At 70.7% G+C, this 15,450-nt stretch carries 14 protein-coding genes and 1 tRNA gene; 8 read left to right on the forward strand and 7 right to left on the reverse strand.

Annotated elements, in window-relative coordinates:
* The first annotated feature begins 81 nt into the window (after window positions 1-81).
* Window positions 82-480, forward strand: coding sequence for a hypothetical protein (locus MICAU_RS00450; RefSeq protein WP_013283300.1), 399 nt, complete (start codon window positions 82-84; stop codon window positions 478-480).
* Here MICAU_RS00450 and MICAU_RS00455 read toward each other — a convergent pair.
* The 4 genes from MICAU_RS00455 to MICAU_RS00470 form a co-directional block, all read right to left on the reverse strand.
* The gene (locus tag MICAU_RS00455; protein WP_013283301.1) at window positions 448-1,050 is read right to left on the reverse strand and encodes a hypothetical protein; all 603 of its coding nucleotides are present in this window, start codon (window positions 1,048-1,050) and stop codon (window positions 448-450) included. The two genes, MICAU_RS00450 and MICAU_RS00455, sit on opposite strands and share 33 nt — an antisense overlap.
* A gap of 86 nt (window positions 1,051-1,136) precedes the next feature.
* Window positions 1,137-1,943: a WecB/TagA/CpsF family glycosyltransferase gene (locus tag MICAU_RS00460; protein ID WP_013283302.1), complete on the reverse strand. Its 807-nt coding sequence runs from the start codon at window positions 1,941-1,943 to the stop codon at window positions 1,137-1,139.
* The gene (locus tag MICAU_RS00465) at window positions 1,940-3,049 is read right to left on the reverse strand and encodes an NAD-dependent epimerase/dehydratase family protein (protein WP_030269640.1); all 1,110 of its coding nucleotides are present in this window, start codon (window positions 3,047-3,049) and stop codon (window positions 1,940-1,942) included. The genes MICAU_RS00460 and MICAU_RS00465 overlap by 4 nt, the downstream gene beginning before the upstream one ends.
* A 71-nt stretch (window positions 3,050-3,120) precedes the next feature.
* Window positions 3,121-3,206: transfer RNA gene (locus MICAU_RS00470), tRNA-Leu, on the reverse strand.
* 209 nt (window positions 3,207-3,415) lie between these two features.
* On the opposite strand from MICAU_RS00470, the gene MICAU_RS00475 reads away from it, so the two are divergent.
* The 7 genes from MICAU_RS00475 to pknB are packed head-to-tail and all read left to right on the forward strand — an operon-like array spanning window position 3,416 to window position 12,366.
* On the forward strand, window positions 3,416-4,204 hold the full coding sequence (locus MICAU_RS00475) for an FHA domain-containing protein (RefSeq protein ID WP_026267912.1): 789 nt from the start codon (window positions 3,416-3,418) through the stop codon (window positions 4,202-4,204).
* A gap of 6 nt (window positions 4,205-4,210) precedes the next feature.
* Entirely contained in the window at window positions 4,211-4,696 is a 486-nt protein-coding gene (locus tag MICAU_RS00480; protein ID WP_013283305.1) for an FHA domain-containing protein FhaB/FipA, read from the forward strand.
* The gene (locus tag MICAU_RS00485) at window positions 4,693-6,129 is read left to right on the forward strand and encodes a protein phosphatase 2C domain-containing protein (RefSeq protein WP_013283306.1); all 1,437 of its coding nucleotides are present in this window, start codon (window positions 4,693-4,695) and stop codon (window positions 6,127-6,129) included. The genes MICAU_RS00480 and MICAU_RS00485 overlap by 4 nt, the downstream gene beginning before the upstream one ends.
* Before the next feature lie 28 nt (window positions 6,130-6,157).
* Complete coding sequence (locus tag MICAU_RS00490; protein ID WP_013283307.1) at window positions 6,158-7,648, forward strand: FtsW/RodA/SpoVE family cell cycle protein; 1,491 nt, start codon at window positions 6,158-6,160, stop codon at window positions 7,646-7,648.
* A complete protein-coding gene (locus MICAU_RS00495) occupies window positions 7,645-9,153 on the forward strand; it encodes a peptidoglycan D,D-transpeptidase FtsI family protein (protein ID WP_013283308.1) in 1,509 nt (502 codons plus the stop codon). The genes MICAU_RS00490 and MICAU_RS00495 overlap by 4 nt, the downstream gene beginning before the upstream one ends.
* A 1-nt stretch (window position 9,154) precedes the next feature.
* Window positions 9,155-10,540, forward strand: coding sequence for a serine/threonine-protein kinase (locus MICAU_RS00500; RefSeq protein WP_013283309.1), 1,386 nt, complete (start codon window positions 9,155-9,157; stop codon window positions 10,538-10,540).
* The gene (pknB, locus tag MICAU_RS00505; RefSeq protein WP_013283310.1) at window positions 10,537-12,366 is read left to right on the forward strand and encodes a Stk1 family PASTA domain-containing Ser/Thr kinase; all 1,830 of its coding nucleotides are present in this window, start codon (window positions 10,537-10,539) and stop codon (window positions 12,364-12,366) included. Before MICAU_RS00500 ends, pknB begins: the two co-directional genes overlap by 4 nt.
* A gap of 585 nt (window positions 12,367-12,951) precedes the next feature.
* Here pknB and MICAU_RS31625 read toward each other — a convergent pair.
* From MICAU_RS31625 to MICAU_RS00515, 3 genes are all read right to left on the reverse strand, one after another.
* The gene (locus MICAU_RS31625) at window positions 12,952-13,236 is read right to left on the reverse strand and encodes a transposase family protein (RefSeq protein WP_244879706.1); all 285 of its coding nucleotides are present in this window, start codon (window positions 13,234-13,236) and stop codon (window positions 12,952-12,954) included.
* Between the two features lie 1,285 nt (window positions 13,237-14,521).
* On the reverse strand, window positions 14,522-15,172 hold the full coding sequence (locus MICAU_RS00510) for an aminodeoxychorismate/anthranilate synthase component II (protein ID WP_013283312.1): 651 nt from the start codon (window positions 15,170-15,172) through the stop codon (window positions 14,522-14,524).
* A 5-nt stretch (window positions 15,173-15,177) separates the two neighbouring features.
* Window positions 15,178-15,450, reverse strand: coding sequence for a hypothetical protein (locus MICAU_RS00515; RefSeq protein WP_013283313.1), 273 nt, complete (start codon window positions 15,448-15,450; stop codon window positions 15,178-15,180).

The following is a 15,450-nucleotide window of genomic DNA, read 5'->3' on the forward strand; positions in this document are numbered from 1 at the left end:
CGGCGGCGGGCACCCGTCGCCAGTTCCGATCCGCCTCGTTGAACCGCACGGATCGGCAACCGAACAAGGCAGGCGAGACGGATGACGACGATCGGTTCAGAGAACCTCACCAGCGGCCCGGGCAAGCCCGAGCGGTTCGGTGGCAAGTACCGGGGTGCCCGCCGGGACACCGTCCTCACCGAGGTGGTCTCCGGTGACGGCGAGGACGCCCGCGAGAGTGGCGTCCCCGAGCAGGCCACGGCGCCGCTGTCCCTGCCGTCGCTGGACCCCAACCCGCTGACCGAGCCGTCCTTCCCGCCGAGCGGCTGGCCGGTCGAGCAGCAGGAGTCCCTGGTGGACCACCCGCTGCTGCGCGGCCTGTTGATGGAACTGCCCCCGAAGGGCAGCGTGCCCCCGCCCGGCTGGCTGGACCGCTGGTTCGAGGCGACCCGGGCGATCCTGGAACTGCTATACGTGCAGGGCGCGAGCCGGTCGCGCTGACACCGCCTCGGCGGCCGGCATCGCCCGCTCGGCGAGCCGGTTGTGCCGGAGCGCGTGGCGTACTCCGATCGTGCACACGCCGAGCACCCCGACGGTGATCACCGGTCCGGCGACGCCCGGCGCGGTGAACAGGTCGACGCCGATCGCCGGCAGCACCGCCACCAGTACCGCGATCGCCGTCGCCTGGAGCGGCAGCGCGATCAGCGGGTGCGCTGCCGCCGCGCGCAGCCCGTGCGGGGCGGGCGTCTCCGGCGCCGCCGCGAACGCGCCCGCGCCGGACCGCAGCCGCCGGACCCGCCGTACCGTGCAGACCGCCACGACGGCCGCCGGCACCGCGGCGACGCCGAGCGCGGCGGCGGCCCGGTCCACAGTGGTGTCACCGGCGCTCTGCAGGCCCGCGGCGAGGACCGCCGCGGTGAGCGCGAGGCCGGTCAGCACCAGGACGGACAACCATCCGGTACGCCGGCGCAGCGCGCGGGCGCGGTCCAGCCCGGGCAGGCCCTCCGCGACCAGTCCGGCGGCGAGCCAGACGGCGGCGACGGGAAGCAGCAGGGCGAGACGGTCATCCATGGCCCTTAGCCTTGCCCGTTTCGACGTCCGCCGAATCCGGGACGGCACCCCGGTTCGTCCCGTACCCGTGCCCGTAGGGGTACGGCTCAGACGTCGAACGTGGCCGGTCGCCCGGTGGCCGGCGCCGGCGGGTTGGCCTTCCACAGGCCGGTCTTCTGGGCCGCGAGCCGGGCCAGGTAGGCCGGGTTGAGGATGACGTACCTGCGCCACAGGCGCTTGGGCTCCAGGCCGAGCCGCCAGAACCACTCCAGCCCGGCGCGCTGCATCCACGGTGGCGGGTTGCGCAGCAGGCCGGCGTGGTAGTCGAAGGCCGCGCCGACTGCCATCAGCGGCATGTCCAGCAGCGGGCGCATCGCGTACGCGAAGACCTCCTGGCGCGGGCAGCCCAGCCCGACCAGGACGAGGCGGGCGCCGCTGGCCCGGATCCGGTCGGCGATCTCGGCGTCCTCGCCCGGCGCGACGGCGCGGAACTTGGACGGCTCGACCCCGGCGACCTTCAGCGCGGGAAACTTGCGCTCCAGCGCCGGGACCAGCCGGGACAGCGTCTCCTCGGTGGAGCCGTAGAGGTAGACGGGCAGCCCTTCCTCGGCGAACCGGGCGAGCACCCGCAGGGTCAGCTCCGGCCCGTAGACGCGGTCGGTGAGCCCGGCGCCGTGCAGCAGGTTGAGCGCCCAGCGCACCGGCTGCCCGTCCGGGGTGACCACGTCGAACGAGTTGAGCCGGGCGTTGTGCGCCGGGTCGAGCACGCCGGTCATCACGCCGTGCACGGCGAGCGCGGTGAGCGCCAGCGGGCGGCGTTCGTGCGCGGCCGCCACCACGGCCTCGGTGGCCCGGGCGTAGTCGGTGGCGTCGACCCCGACGCCGAGCACGTTGCGCTTGGTCCCGGTGGTCATGCCTTCGGCACCCACTTGTCGGCGTTCGCCTCGTAGATCTCGCGGAGGATCATCGGCACGTCGTACGTGATCTTCCAGGACGGGTAGTGCTCCTCGAAGCGGGCCATGCTGCTGACGTACCACTGGTGGTCGCCGGTGCGGGCCTGCTCGACGTAGTTGATCCGGGCCTCGCGGCCGGTGATCTCCTGGGCGACCCGGAACGCCTCGATGTGCGAGGTGTTGGAGTGCCGGCCGCCGCCGAGGTTGTAGACCTGGGCCGAGCGCGGCTCCCGGAAGAACGCCTCGAACGCGGTGAGGACGTCGTGCGAGTGGATGGCGTCCCGGACCATCTTCCCCTTGTAGCCGAAGAGGTTGTACGTCCGGCCCTCCATCACGCAGCGCATCAGGTACGCCAGGAAGCCGTGCAGCTCGGCGGCGGAGTGCGCCGGGCCGGTCAGCGTGCCGCCCCGGAAGCAGGCGGTCCTCATGTCGAAGTAGCGGCCGTACTCCTGGACCATCACGTCGGAGGCGACCTTCGAGGCGCCGAAGATCGAGTGCAGCGACTCGTCGATCGACATGTCCTCGGTGATGCCGTCGTACCAGCGGTGGTCCTCGGGCAGCTCGTACCGGGTCTCCAGCTCGATCAGCGGGAGCGAGTTCGGCCGGTCGCCGTACACCTTGTTGGTGGAGCAGTGGATGAACGGCGCGTCGACGGCGTGCCGCCGGGTGTTCTCCAGCACGTTGAGCGTGCCGCCGGCGTTCACGTCGAAGTCGGTGAACGGCTCCTTGGCGGCCCAGTCGTGGCTCGGCTGGGCGGCGCTGTGGATCACCACGGCGATGTCCTTGCCGTACCGCTTGAAGACCTGCTCCAGCCCGTCGCGGTCGCGGATGTCGACGGCGTGGTGGGTGTACGCGGAGCCGAGGTCGGCGGCGAGCCGGTCGAGGCTCCAGGCGGTCGAGCCGTCCTCGCCGAAGAAGTACCGCCGCATGTCGTTGTCGATGCCGACCACGTCGAGACCGAGTCCGGCGAAGTGCCGGGCCGCCTCGGAGCCGATCAGACCGCCGGAACCGGTCACCAACGCGACAGTCACACGCCACTCCTGGTCCATGGGAGGCAGGGAAACCATCGGAGCATAGCGTGACGTCCGGAACGCCCCGATACGAAGCAAGGGCCCCGCTGTGTGCGGAGCCCTTGTCCTGGTGGGGATGGGGGGAGTTGAACCCCCACGTCCTTTCGGACACACGGACCTGAACCGTGCGCGTCTGCCATTCCGCCACATCCCCGTGGCACGACCTGGAACACCATATCGCATCCCGCGCCCGCCATCTGCGGCGGGTGCCGGGACATATTACGCTGTCCACTGGTCACGCCACGAACGATCACCGCTCGTGGCGGGCGAAACTTTAGCACGCTCGCGGGCCTGGTCACGAACGGGCCGACGGCAGCCGGCCGAGCGGCGTGTGAGCTGCGGAGGCGGTGTCCGGATACCATCATTGCCTCGGGACCCGAGGAGGAGCCGGTGAGCGTGCTGCAACGCTTCGAGAAGCGTCTGGAAGGCCTGGTCGAGGGGGCCTTCGCCAAGGTCTTCAAAGGGGTGGTCCACCCCGTGGAGATCCTCAACGCCATGCAGCGGGAGGCCGAGGCGCACAAGGCGATCCTGGCCGGTGGGCGCACCCTTGTGCCCAACCGCTACGTGATCGATCTCTCGCCCTACGACCACAGTCGGCTGGCGCCGTACGCTGCCGCGCTGGCCCAGGAGCTGGCCCAGTCGCAGGCGGAGTTCATCGGCGAGCAGGCGTGGACGGTCTACGGCGACGTGATCGTCGAGGTCGAACGCGGTGAGGGCCTGGACACCGGCATGTTCCGGGTCACCGCCGAGGTCTACACCGGCGGGGACGTCGCCCCGGTCTCCGCGCCCGGCGGCTACGACGCCGGCCCGGCGTACCCGGCGTACGACCAGGGTGGCGGCTACGGCCCTCCGCCCGGTCACGGCGGCGGCCGCAACGTCCGCCTGGTCTCCGGCGACGGCCGCACCTACCCCCTCCAGATGGGCTCGACCGTGATCGGCCGCGGCGACCAGGCCAACCTGCGCCTGCCCGACGTCGGCATCTCCCGGCGCCACGCCCGGCTGGACTTCGACGGCGGCCAGGTGGTGCTGACCGACCTGGGCTCCACCAACGGCACGATGGTCAACGGCCAGCGGGTCTCGGCGGTCGCCCTCAACCCCGGCGACATGATCCAGCTCGGCACCACGACGCTGACCTTCCGCGTGGACGGCTGATCCGCGTTGCCGGAACTCGTCATCACCGTCGCTCGGTTCGGGTTCCTGATCCTGCTGTGGATCTTCGTGTTCACGGTGGTCGGCGTGATCCGCCGGGACCTCTTCGCCGGTGCCCGGTCGGGCCGGCTCGTGGCCGCGCCGCGGGGGATCGGCGCGTCGACCGGGCAGCCGGGGAAGCCGGCGAAGGCCAAGCGCGGCCGGGCCGCCCACCAGCTGGTGGTCACCGCCGGTCAGCTCGCCGGCACCCGGATCACGCTCGGGGAGGCCCAGATCACCATCGGCCGCGCGGAGGACTCGACCCTGGTGATCACCGACGACTACGCCTCGGCGCGACACGCCCGGCTGGTGCCCCGCGACGGGCAGTGGTACGTCGAGGACCTCGGATCGACTAACGGCACCTATCTCGATCGCGCTAAGGTCACCGGACCAACCCCCGTCCCCCTCGGCGTGCCGATCCGGATCGGCCGCACTTCCCTCGAATTACGGCCATGACTCTGACCCTGCGCTACGCGGCCCACAGCGACCGCGGTCTGATCCGAGACGGTAATCAAGATTCCGTCTACGCCGGACCGCGGCTGCTCGCCGTGGCCGACGGCATGGGCGGCATGGCCGCCGGTGACGTCGCCAGCAACATCGTCATCGGTGCCATGGCGCCCCTCGACGAGGACGTCCCCGGTGACGCCCTGGTCGACGCGCTCCGCTCCGCCGTGGGCACCGCCAACCAGCAGCTCCGCGACACCGTGGACGCCAACCCGCAGCTGGAGGGGATGGGCACGACGCTCACTGCGACCCTCTTCTCCGGCAGCAAGCTCGGCATGGTCCACATCGGTGACTCCCGGGCCTATCTCCTGCGCAACGGCGAGTTCGCGCAGATCACCAAGGACGACACGTACGTCCAGATGCTCGTCGACGAGGGCCGGATCAGCGCGGAGGAGGCGAGCAGTCACCCCCAGCGCTCGCTGCTCACCCGGGCGCTCGACGGCCGCGACATCGACCCGGAGTACAGCGTCCGCCAGGTGCTGCCCGGCGACCGCTACCTGATCTGCTCCGACGGGCTCTCCGGCGTGGTCAGCGCGGAGACCATCGCGGACACCATGCGGGAGTACCCCGACCCGCAGCGGTGCGTGGAACGCCTGGTGCAGCTCGCGCTGCGCGGCGGCGGCCCGGACAACATCACGGTGATCATCGCCGACGCCACCGACCAGGACATCGTCGAGGCGTCCCCGATCGTCGGCGGCGCCGCCGCCCGCGACCGGGGCATGGCGACCTCGGCCGACGACTCCACCCCGGCGGCCCGCGCCTCGGCGCTGTCCGCCCCCCGGCCACCCGCGCCGGAGGAGCCGGCGGACAACCGCGACGACGAGCCGGAACGGCGTCGCCGCCGGCCGCTGCGCACCGTCGCGATGGTGCTGGCGCTCGCGGTGATCGTCGGCGGTGGCGCGTTCGGCGGGTGGACGTACACCCAGCGGCAGTTCTACGTCGGCGCCACCGACGACGGCCAGCTCGCGGTCTTCCGCGGGGTGCCCGGCCAGGTCGCCGGACTGGACCTGTCGAACGTGCACGAGCGCAGCGAGGCCCGGCTCGACGACCTCACCCTCGCCGCCCAGGAGCGGGTGAAGCAGGGCATCCAGGCCCGCAACGAGCCGGACGCGGAGCGCCGGCTGGCGGAGCTGACGAGTGAGGATCCGGCGAACCCGAACCTCAAGCCGCTCTGCCCGCCCGACCCGTCGCCCGGTGCGACCAGTCCGAGCCCGGCAGCGGGCGGGCTGAACCCGCAGGTCAGCGGCAGTCCCGCACCGTCCGTTCCGCCGGCCGGCTCACCGAGCCCCGGCGCGTCGACGCCGCTGACGACCATCACGCCCGACGCCGTACCCTCCGACACCGTTCCGCCGGCCGACCCGGCGGGTTGCCGGTCGCCGGAGTGAGTGCCGGCTCGATCCCGAGGACGTATCCGTGACCGCAGCCGCCGTACCGGCCGCCTCGCCCGCTTCGACGGGCGAGGAGTCCGGCGTACGCCTGGCCCGGTCCCGGCGCAACGCCGAGCTGTCCCTGCTCCTGCTCGCCATGGTGCTCGTCGCGGCGTACGCGGCGATGATCGAGGCGAAGGCGCTGGACACGATCACGCCCGACTTCTGGATTCCGGCCGCCGCGCTGGGGCTGGTCTTCCTCGGTCTGCACCTGGTGATCCGCTGGCTGGCGCCGTACGCCGATCCGGCGCTGCTGCCGGCGGTGGCACTGCTCAACGGCATCGGGGTCGGCTTCCTGCGCCGCTACGACCTGGCCAAGGCCACGCCCGCCGAGCGGGAGGACCTGGCCGTCTTCGCCGGCACCGGCGGCCGGCAGCTCGCCTGGACGCTCGCCGCGGTGGTGCTCGCCGCCGCTCTGCTGGCGATCCTGCGCGACCACCGTTCGCTGTCCCGGTACGCGTACACGCTGGGCCTGGCCGGCATCGTGCTGGTGATGATCCCGGCGGTGTTGCCCAGCCGGTTCTCCGAGATCAACGGCGCGAAGCTGTGGATCAAGTTCGGCGGATTCTCCATCCAGCCGGGTGAGTTCGCCAAGCTGGCCCTGCTCACGTTCTTCGCCTACTACCTGGTGCGCAAGCGCGAGGTGCTCTCGCTCGCCAGCCGGCGGGTGCTGGGCATCGACTTCCCGCGCGGGCGAGACCTCGGCCCGGTGCTCGTGGTCTGGCTGGTCAGCCTCCTGGTCCTGATCTTCGAGAAGGACCTCGGCACCTCGCTGCTCTACTTCGGCATGTTCGTGGTGACGCTCTACATCGCCACCGAGCGGGTCAGTTGGCTGCTCATCGGCCTGATCCTGTTCTTCGGCGGCGCCTACCTGGCGTACGTGCTGGGCAGCACCGTGGGCGGCCCGTTCGCGAACTTCTACGACCGGGCGCAGATCTGGCTGGACCCGTTCGCCGAGCCGTACGACAGGGGCTACCAGCTGGTGCAGGGTCTGCTCACGCTCGGCACCGGCGGCCTGTTCGGGGCCGGGCCGGGCGGCGGCCAGCCGGCGCTGCTGCCCGAGGTGCAGACCGACTTCATCTTCGCCGGCATCGGTGAGGAGATCGGCCTGTTCGGTCTCTCCGCGCTGCTGGTGATCTACCTGCTGATCGTCGAGCGTGGCCTGCGTGCCGCGCTGGCGGTACGGGACTCGTTCGGCAAGCTGCTCGCCGGTGGTCTGGCGTTCACGCTGGGCCTCCAGGTCTTCGTCATCGTCGGCGGCATCAGCAAGCTCATCCCGCTGACCGGTCAGACCACCCCGTTCCTGTCCGCCGGTGGCTCCTCGCTGATGGCGAACTGGCTGCTGATCGCCCTGCTGCTGCGGGTCTCGGACGGCGCCCGCCGCCCGGTGACCGGCGGCGGTGGCCCGGCCGCCCGGCCGGCAGGCGGCCCGCCCGAGCAGTTGCACGGCGCCCCGACGGAGGTGATCCGGCCGTGAATGCCCCTCTGCGCCGCGTCGGCGTGGTCGTGATGGTCCTGTTCGGGCTCCTGTTCGCGAACCTGAACTGGATCCAGGCCTACAAGGCCGACGAGTACCGCAACAGCGACTACAACGGCCGGGTCCAGGTCGCCGAGTACGACCGCAAGCGCGGGAACATCGAGGTGGGCGGCACCGCGTACGCGGTCAGCAAGGAGACCGGTGGTGAGCTGAAGTACCAGCGCACCTACCCGGGCGGGGCGATGTACGCGCACGTGCTCGGCTGGAAGCCGGTCAACGGCAGCGCGAGCGGCATCGAGCGGGTGGAGAACGACTTCCTCGCCGGCACCAGCGACGCGCTCATCGCCAGCCGGATCAAGGACATGTTCACCGGTGACGAGACCGGTGGCGGGAACGTGCTGCTGACGCTCTCCAAGCGGGCCCAGGAGACGGCGTACAAGCAGCTCAACGACAACCAGGTCGGCGCGACCAAGGGCGCGGCCATCGCGATCGACCCGCGTACCGGCGCGGTGCAGGCGCTGGTGTCCATGCCGAGCTTCGACCCGAACCCGCTGGCGAGTCACAACAGCACCGAGGCGGACCGGGCGTACAACACGCTGGAGAAGGACAAGGACCGGCCGCTGGCGAACCGGGCGCTGTCCGAGACGCTGCCGCCGGGCTCCACCTTCAAGATCATCATGGCGGCGGCTGCGCTGGAGAACGGCGTCGGGCAGCAGACCCGCATCCCGGCCGGTTCCAGCTACACCGCGCCCGGCGCCGGCCAGCCGATCCGCAACGCCGCGCCGTCGATCTGCCCCGAGTCGCAGGTGACGCTGCGGGAGGCGGTGACCGAGTCCTGCAACACCGGCTTCGCCCAGCTCGGCGTACGCCTCGGTTCGGACAAGGTCAAGGAGAAGGCCAAGCAGTTCGGCTTCGAGCAGGAGGACCTCACCGTCGGCCAGCTCGGTGAGGGCGGCCTGCCGGTGGCGGCCAGCCGCACCGGCGACATGCAAAACCCGGACGGCAGCACCGACCAGGCCGCTCTGGCGCAGTCGTCGATCGGCCAGAACAACGTGCGGATGACCCCGTTGCAGGGCGCGATGATCGCCGCCGCGGTGGCCAACAAGGACGGCAAGCAGATGCGTCCGTACCTGGTCAAGCAGCTGCTCGGGCCGGACCGCACCACCGTCTACGACGCCGCCCAGCCGCGCGAGCTGCGCCGCCCGATCAGCGGCCAGGTCGCCGCCGACCTGCGCGACATGATGCAGAACGTGGTGAAGGAGGGCACCGGCCGCCGGGCCGCCATCGACGGCTTCCTGGTCGGCGGCAAGACCGGTACCGCCCAGTCCGGCCCGAACACCCCGGACCACGGCTGGTTCATCGGCTTCGCCCTGGACAAGGACGGCACGCCGCTCTCCGCGGTCTGCGTCGAGCTGGAGCAGGCGGGCAGCGGCGGCAGCGCCGAGGCGGCCCGCATCGCCGGCCGGATCATGGCGGCGGCGATCGCCGACTCCGGGAGGCGCTGACGTGCTCGGTCCGGGAGTGAAGCTCGGCAACCGCTACCGCCTCGACGAGCGGATCGCCAGCGGTGGCATGGGCGACGTGTGGCGCGGCACCGACCAGGTGCTGGGCCGTACCGTCGCGGTGAAGAGCCTGCTCCCGGCGCTGCTGGACGAACCGGGCTTCGCCGAGCGGTTCCGCGGCGAGGCCCGGACCATGGCCACCATCAACCACCCCGGCGTGGTCGACGTCTACGACTTCGGCAGCGACCAGCACATCGCCTTCCTGGTGATGGAGTACGTCGAGGGCGACGCGCTCTCCGCCACGCTCAGCCGCGTCGGCCGGCTGACCCCGGCCCGCACGATGGCGCTGCTGGCGCAGGCCGCCGACGCGTTGCACGCGGCGCACGAGAAGGGCATCGTGCACCGCGACGTGAAGCCCGGCAACCTGCTGGTCCGGCCGAACGGCACGCTCGTGCTCACCGACTTCGGCATCGCCCGCTCGGACCTGGTCGGCCAGCTCACCGCCGCCGGCTCGGTGCTCGGCACCGCCTCGTACATCTCGCCGGAGCAGGCCACCGGCGCTGTCGCCACCCCCGCCTCGGACGTCTACGCGCTGGGCGTGGTCGCGTACCAGTGCCTGGCCGGCCGCCGCCCGTTCGAGGGGGACAACCCCCTCGAGATCGCCATGAAGCACGTACGGGACACTCCGCGGGCGCTTCCGGCCGACATCCCGCCCCAGGTCCGGGCGATCGTCGAGCGGGCCATGGCGAAGGATCCGGCCGCGCGCTGGCCGAGCGCCGCCGCGCTGGCGAGCATCGCCCGGCAGGCCAAGCTCGCACTCTCCCAGGCGGCCCGCTCCGGGCACCCGATCTCCGGCGTACCCGCCTCGCCTGCCGCGCCCGTCGCGCGGGCGCAGGTGCCGACCGCCGCTCCGCGTCCGCAGCCGCCGGCCGCCGCCCCGCGCCCGCAGCCCCGGCCGCCCGTGTCACCGGCCCGCCCGCCGGTCGCCGCGCCGCGCCCGGCCGTGATCGCGCACCCCGCCCCGCAGCCCCGCCCGCCGGTGGCGCCGCGCGGCGCGGCCCCCGTCCCGCAGCCACGCCCCGTGCCCCAGCACAACCCCCTGGGGTACGCGCGACCGCCCGCCGCCGCTCCGCCCCGACGCTCCCGGTCCGGGCTGTGGACGACGGCGATCGTGGTGGCCGTACTGGTCATCCTCTGCTCGGGCGTGATTTCGTTCCTGTACCGGAAATACGGTGCTACCGCATCCGCTTCGGCGAGTGTGAGCGTGACCTCCGGCGCGGTGCAGCCGTACGGAGGCGACTATCCGGTCCGCACGTCGTACCGTCGTGAGGTACGCCTCCTGCCGGCCGGCGGCGGTACGACGACGAGCGAAGGACGAGAGACGCGATGACAGCGCAGGCCCGCCTGCTCGGTGGCAGGTACCAGGTCGGCGAGCTGCTGGGCTACGGCGGCATGGCCGAGGTGCACCGCGGCCGTGACCTCCGGCTCGGGCGGGATGTCGCGATCAAGATGCTCCGTGCCGATCTGGCCCGGGATGCCACCTTCCAGATGCGGTTCCGCCGTGAGGCGCAGAACGCCGCCTCGCTCAACCACCCGGCGATCGTCGCCGTCTACGACACCGGTGAGGAGACCGCCCCCACGGGCGAGACCCTGCCGTTCATCGTGATGGAGTTCGTCAACGGCCGGACCCTCAAGGAGGTCCTCGGCGTCGAGGGGCGGCTCCAGCCGCGCCGGGCGCTGGAGATCTGCGCCGACATGTGCGCCGCGCTGGAGTTCAGCCACCGGCACGGGATCATCCACCGGGACATCAAGCCCGGAAACGTGATGCTCACCCAGACCGGCCAGGTCAAGGTGATGGACTTCGGCATCGCCCGGGCGCTCGCCAGTGGCGCCACCACGATGACGCAGACCAGCGCGGTCATCGGCACCGCACAATACCTCTCTCCCGAGCAGGCGCGCGGCGAGGCGGTCGACGCCCGATCCGACGTCTACGCGGCCGGCTGCGTGCTGTTCGAGCTGCTCTGCGGCCACCCGCCGTTCGTCGGGGACAGCCCGGTCAGCGTCGCGTACCAGCACGTGCGGGAGCAGCCGCCGACGCCGAGCACGATCAACCCGGACGTCAACCCCGCTGTCGACGCCATCGTGCTCAAGGCGCTGTCGAAGAACCCGCTCAACCGCTATCAGAGCGCCGGCGAGATGCGGGCGGACCTGCTCCGCGCCGCCGCCGGCCGGCCGGTGCTCGCCACCCCGGTGATGCCGGCCGAGGAGACCATGCCGATGGGCGCCGCCGCGGGCGGCTACCACCAGGCGCAGCAGACCCAGATGATGGGCCCGCAGACCCGCCAGCAGCCGGTGGCGCGGGTCGGTGACCCGGGCAAGCGCAAGAGCTCCTCCTGGGTCATCGCCGCGTTCGCCGCGCTCGGCGTGCTCGCGGTGATCGCGCTCGGCACCGCGCTCTGGCTCAACCAGGCCGGGGCCGAGAAGGTGTCCGTGCCAGAGCTGGTGGACAGCACGCAGGCCGAGGCGCAGGCGGCGCTGACCCGGGCCGGGCTGCGCTACGTCAACGGTGACCCGGTGCAGAACACGGAGTGCAAGAAGGGCACCGTCGTCAACCAGAGCCCGGGCCCGGGCCTGCGGGTGGAGAAGAACACCGCGGTCTCGGTCCAGATCTGCGCCGGCCCCGGCCAGGTCACCATTCCCAAGGGCCTGGAGGGATCCCAGGTCGCCAATGTGCAGGCTCAGTTGCAGGCACTCGGCCTCAAGGTCGAGGTCGAAAGGGTGGACGACAGCGCGCAGAAGGACATCGTGATCAACGTCGAGCCGAGTGAGGGAAGTACGGTCGCCGAGGCCTCGACCGTCAAGCTCAGGGTTTCCCGCGGCAACGTCGCCGAGGTCCCGGACGTGGTGGGGCTTTCCGAGGACCAGGCCGTCCGCCAGTTGCAGAACGCCGGCTACAAGGTGCGCGTCCTCGATGGTGAGGAGGTGACCGAGCCGGACAAGGTCGGCCGGGTCAGCCGGCAGAGCCCGAAGAGCGGCTCCTCCTACGCCCGGGAGAAGCAGGTGACGATCTACGTCGACGTGGCCGCGCCAGAGCAGAGCGAGAGCCCGACGCCTCCGAGCGCGACCCCGAGCGGTACCCCGAGTATGCCGCCGGGTGGTGGCGGTGGAGGCGGGCTCCCGATCCCGACAGCACCGCCGACCCGAAGCAACGGCTGACAACCGATGAGCAGCGTGGCGGTGCCCGGAGCACCGGGACACCGCCATTTGTTGTATTCGCGTCCCAAGGCGTGTGTTTGGTGGTCAGAACGCCGCGGGATCGTCCGAGGGCGAAATAGGCGGGGTTGTCGCGTCGCCGGATGGCTCTTGCTGGACGTGGCCGTCTTTGTGGGTAGCGGGCGTCTGCGGTGGCTTGACGAACGACGATGGCCTGCAGGAGCGGGGTGGCGTGGCGGGGGCAGCAGCGGAGCTTGGTCAGGACCTTCCGGGGCTCGAGGGTGGAGACGGCGCGCTCGCCGAGGGCTCGGAATCTCGGCGTGGTGTCGCTTGACCGATCTCTGCCGGCGGAACAGGCGGGTGCGGCGGCGTTTGGACAAGGCCCAGACGGCGTCACCGGCACCTTAGTAGCCCTTGGTGCTGGAAGTGGTGTCGATCAGTCCGCGGGTACAGGCGGCGGTCAGATCGGTGACTCGACGGCGATCGCCCGGCCAGCCGTTGAGATGGTGGCGGTGGCCCGGCTGGCGAGCCAGACACTGATCGCCGTGGTCAGGAGCTGCGGGTCCATGGCCTGCAATAGTCGACGGATCATCGCCTCCGACGGGCGCCGGTCGGGGCCATGCCCAGGGCGAGAGCCGTCGTGGCCGGCACGTCGGCGACCCATTCGGCGATCGCGGCGTACGAGCGATAGCCGGCGACCACCGCACACACGGCTGCGGTGACCACGACCGTCAGTCGGTGCCGGACACCTCGCCGGGCCCGTGGATCAGGCAGGCCGGCGAGCGCTTCGGGCAGCCCACCAGCGGTTTCGGCAACGGTCAGAGCCGATGCGCAGGACAGGGACGAGATCAGCGATGACGGCAGCGCGGGCATGGCTCACTTCGGCGATCAACATGGCGTAGGAACGTTGATGATCTTCCGAACAGGTCATGCCCGTCTTGCTGCCACCAACAACGGCGCTTCTACCCCAAGCTCACCAAGTTGGACACCACTACGACTTTGCCGGGGCCCTGTGTCAAGAGCCGTTCAGCAAACGAAGACGGCCGCAGCAGGCTGTATCGCCTGGGGCTACGGATCAAGAGGTGGCTGCGGCCCGTGGGGTGGAGGCAGAGAGGAAGTAGCGGGACGGCCGGCAGGAGCTGACGAACCCCGTCGTCCATTGGCGCGTCCACCACGATCAACGACACTCCCCGGCAGTGGGTGACACCCACAGGTGCCGCACACCCATGTTCGGGACGCAGACGTCAAGCTCCGCCGGCGAGACGGCAGCGGACGGAGCTTGACGTCCATAGGAGCGTCGGGATGGCAGTTGAAAGTGACACGTTTAGTCTCGCTAACAGCGAACCGTCACTTATCTAACTGTGCCAATCATCCGTGTTGCAATTTATGTTTCTCTCGCTTAACAGGCGGACGACGAGGAAATCCGGATTTTGTCCGCAGTTGAGTAATAGTTGTAAAAGGTGTCCCCTGGCTCCATGCAGTCCGTTGTGCCGTTCGTGAAGTGGATGTATGCAACGTCATCCTGCCGACTGTTGTAGATGACGTCCGCTCCATATGCTGCTGAGCTGAGGTTTTGCCAGGTCGACGTAATGTCTTGATAAGCGGCCGAAACTCGCTTTGCCTTGAAATCCGCTTCCGTCTTGTAGAAGCAAACTCGTGGATAGACGCAGCCGTGAGCCGTCCCCCCTGCTGCCTGTGCGGGTGTTGACCCACTGAGGGCAATTCCAGCGGCAGCGACAACCGCTGCACCGGTGGCCGAAATTCTACGAAGCAGCAAAGCGGACTCCTTGATCGACTGAGTTGCTGCAAAGCTATAGGTCGCTATGGGGCCAGGTCAAGGCCTGGCAGGCAAAAGAAGGTATAAGGTATAAGGTGGGCACAATACTCTCGCGGGACATCGCAAAGCCGCAGCCTGCGGTCTTGGCCCGCAAGCCGCTAGTTACCGACCTACGGGGCCCTGACCGATCATCAGAGTCAATGGCCTTGTGGGGCAGGCTCGCGGTTCCGAGCTTGAGTTTTCGGCAGCGGGAGCGGTGAGGCCCGCAAGGCGGGCGGCGGAGCGTAGCGTGACAGGGCCGAATGACCGCGCGAGCGAGCGGATGGATCTGAATGGTGACCGAATGAGCAGGGGCGGGCTGAGTGGCGGGAGACTGAGTGCTTAGGTCGTGGCGAATGCGGCTCGGCGGCGGGCGTCGACCTCGGCGGCCAGTTCCGGGGCGCGTTCCAGCGCCGCCGGGAAGCCGCAGGCGGCAAGCCAGTTCGCCAGCATCAGGTGACCGCCCTCGGTCAGCACCGACTCGGGGTGGAACTGCACGCCCTCGATCGGCAGCGTGCGGTGCCGCATCGCCATCACCACGCCGGAGGCGGTCCGGCCGGTGACCTCCAGCTCGTCGGGAAGCGTCTCGGGCAGGACGGCCAGCGAGTGGTACCGGGTGGCGGTGAACGGATCGGGCAGCCCGGCGAGCACGCCCACGCCGTCGTGGCGTACCTCCGAGGTCTTGCCGTGCAGCAGCTCCGGCGCGCGGGCGACAGTCGCGCCGAACGCCTCGCCGATCGCCTGGTGACCGAGGCAGACGCCGAAGATCGGGAGCTTGCCGGCGTACTCGCGGATCACGTCCAGGCAGATGCCGGCCCGGTCCGGGCTGCCCGGGCCGGGCGACAGCAGGACACCGGCGGCGCCGACGCGGCCCACCTCGGCGACGTCGATCTCGTCGTTGCGCCGCACCTCGCAGTCGGCGCCGAGCTGGCCGAGGTACTGCACGAGGTTGAAGACGAACGAGTCGTAGTTGTCGATCACCAGTACGCGCATCGGGGTCACCTGTTCGGGGTGGAGGGTGGGGCGTTGTTCGTCTCGGTGCTGTACGGCAGCTCCTCCTCGCCGGGCAGCCCGGTCGGTTCGGTGATCCCACCGTCACCCGGTACGCCGGAGTCCTGGGTGACCTGCACGTCGTCGAAGGGCAGCAGCGGTTCGGCCCACGGGAACACCACGAACCAGAGCAGCGCGACGGTGGCGGTGGCCAGCACCAGCGAGCCGACCAGCTTGCCGGGCAGCCCGAACGGCAGTTTGCGCCAGATCCACGAGTACAC

The organism is Micromonospora aurantiaca ATCC 27029, assembly GCF_000145235.1.
Lineage (GTDB): Bacteria > Actinomycetota > Actinomycetes > Mycobacteriales > Micromonosporaceae > Micromonospora > Micromonospora aurantiaca.

Bases quoted from the DNA above. Each gene is read 5' to 3' on its own strand.
- MICAU_RS00485 (WP_013283306.1), top strand. From the start codon at position 4,693: ATGACTCTGACCCTGCGCTACGCGGCCCACAGCGACCGCGGTCTGATC.
- MICAU_RS31625 (WP_244879706.1), bottom strand. From the start codon at position 13,236: ATGCCCGCGCTGCCGTCATCGCTGATCTCGTCCCTGTCCTGCGCATCG.
- MICAU_RS00460 (WP_013283302.1), bottom strand. From the start codon at position 1,943: ATGACCACCGGGACCAAGCGCAACGTGCTCGGCGTCGGGGTCGACGCC.
- MICAU_RS00450 (WP_013283300.1), top strand. From the start codon at position 82: ATGACGACGATCGGTTCAGAGAACCTCACCAGCGGCCCGGGCAAGCCC.
- pknB (WP_013283310.1), top strand. From the start codon at position 10,537: ATGACAGCGCAGGCCCGCCTGCTCGGTGGCAGGTACCAGGTCGGCGAG.
- MICAU_RS00455 (WP_013283301.1), bottom strand. From the start codon at position 1,050: ATGGATGACCGTCTCGCCCTGCTGCTTCCCGTCGCCGCCGTCTGGCTC.
- MICAU_RS00510 (WP_013283312.1), bottom strand. From the start codon at position 15,172: ATGCGCGTACTGGTGATCGACAACTACGACTCGTTCGTCTTCAACCTC.
- MICAU_RS00465 (WP_030269640.1), bottom strand. From the start codon at position 3,049: ATGGTTTCCCTGCCTCCCATGGACCAGGAGTGGCGTGTGACTGTCGCG.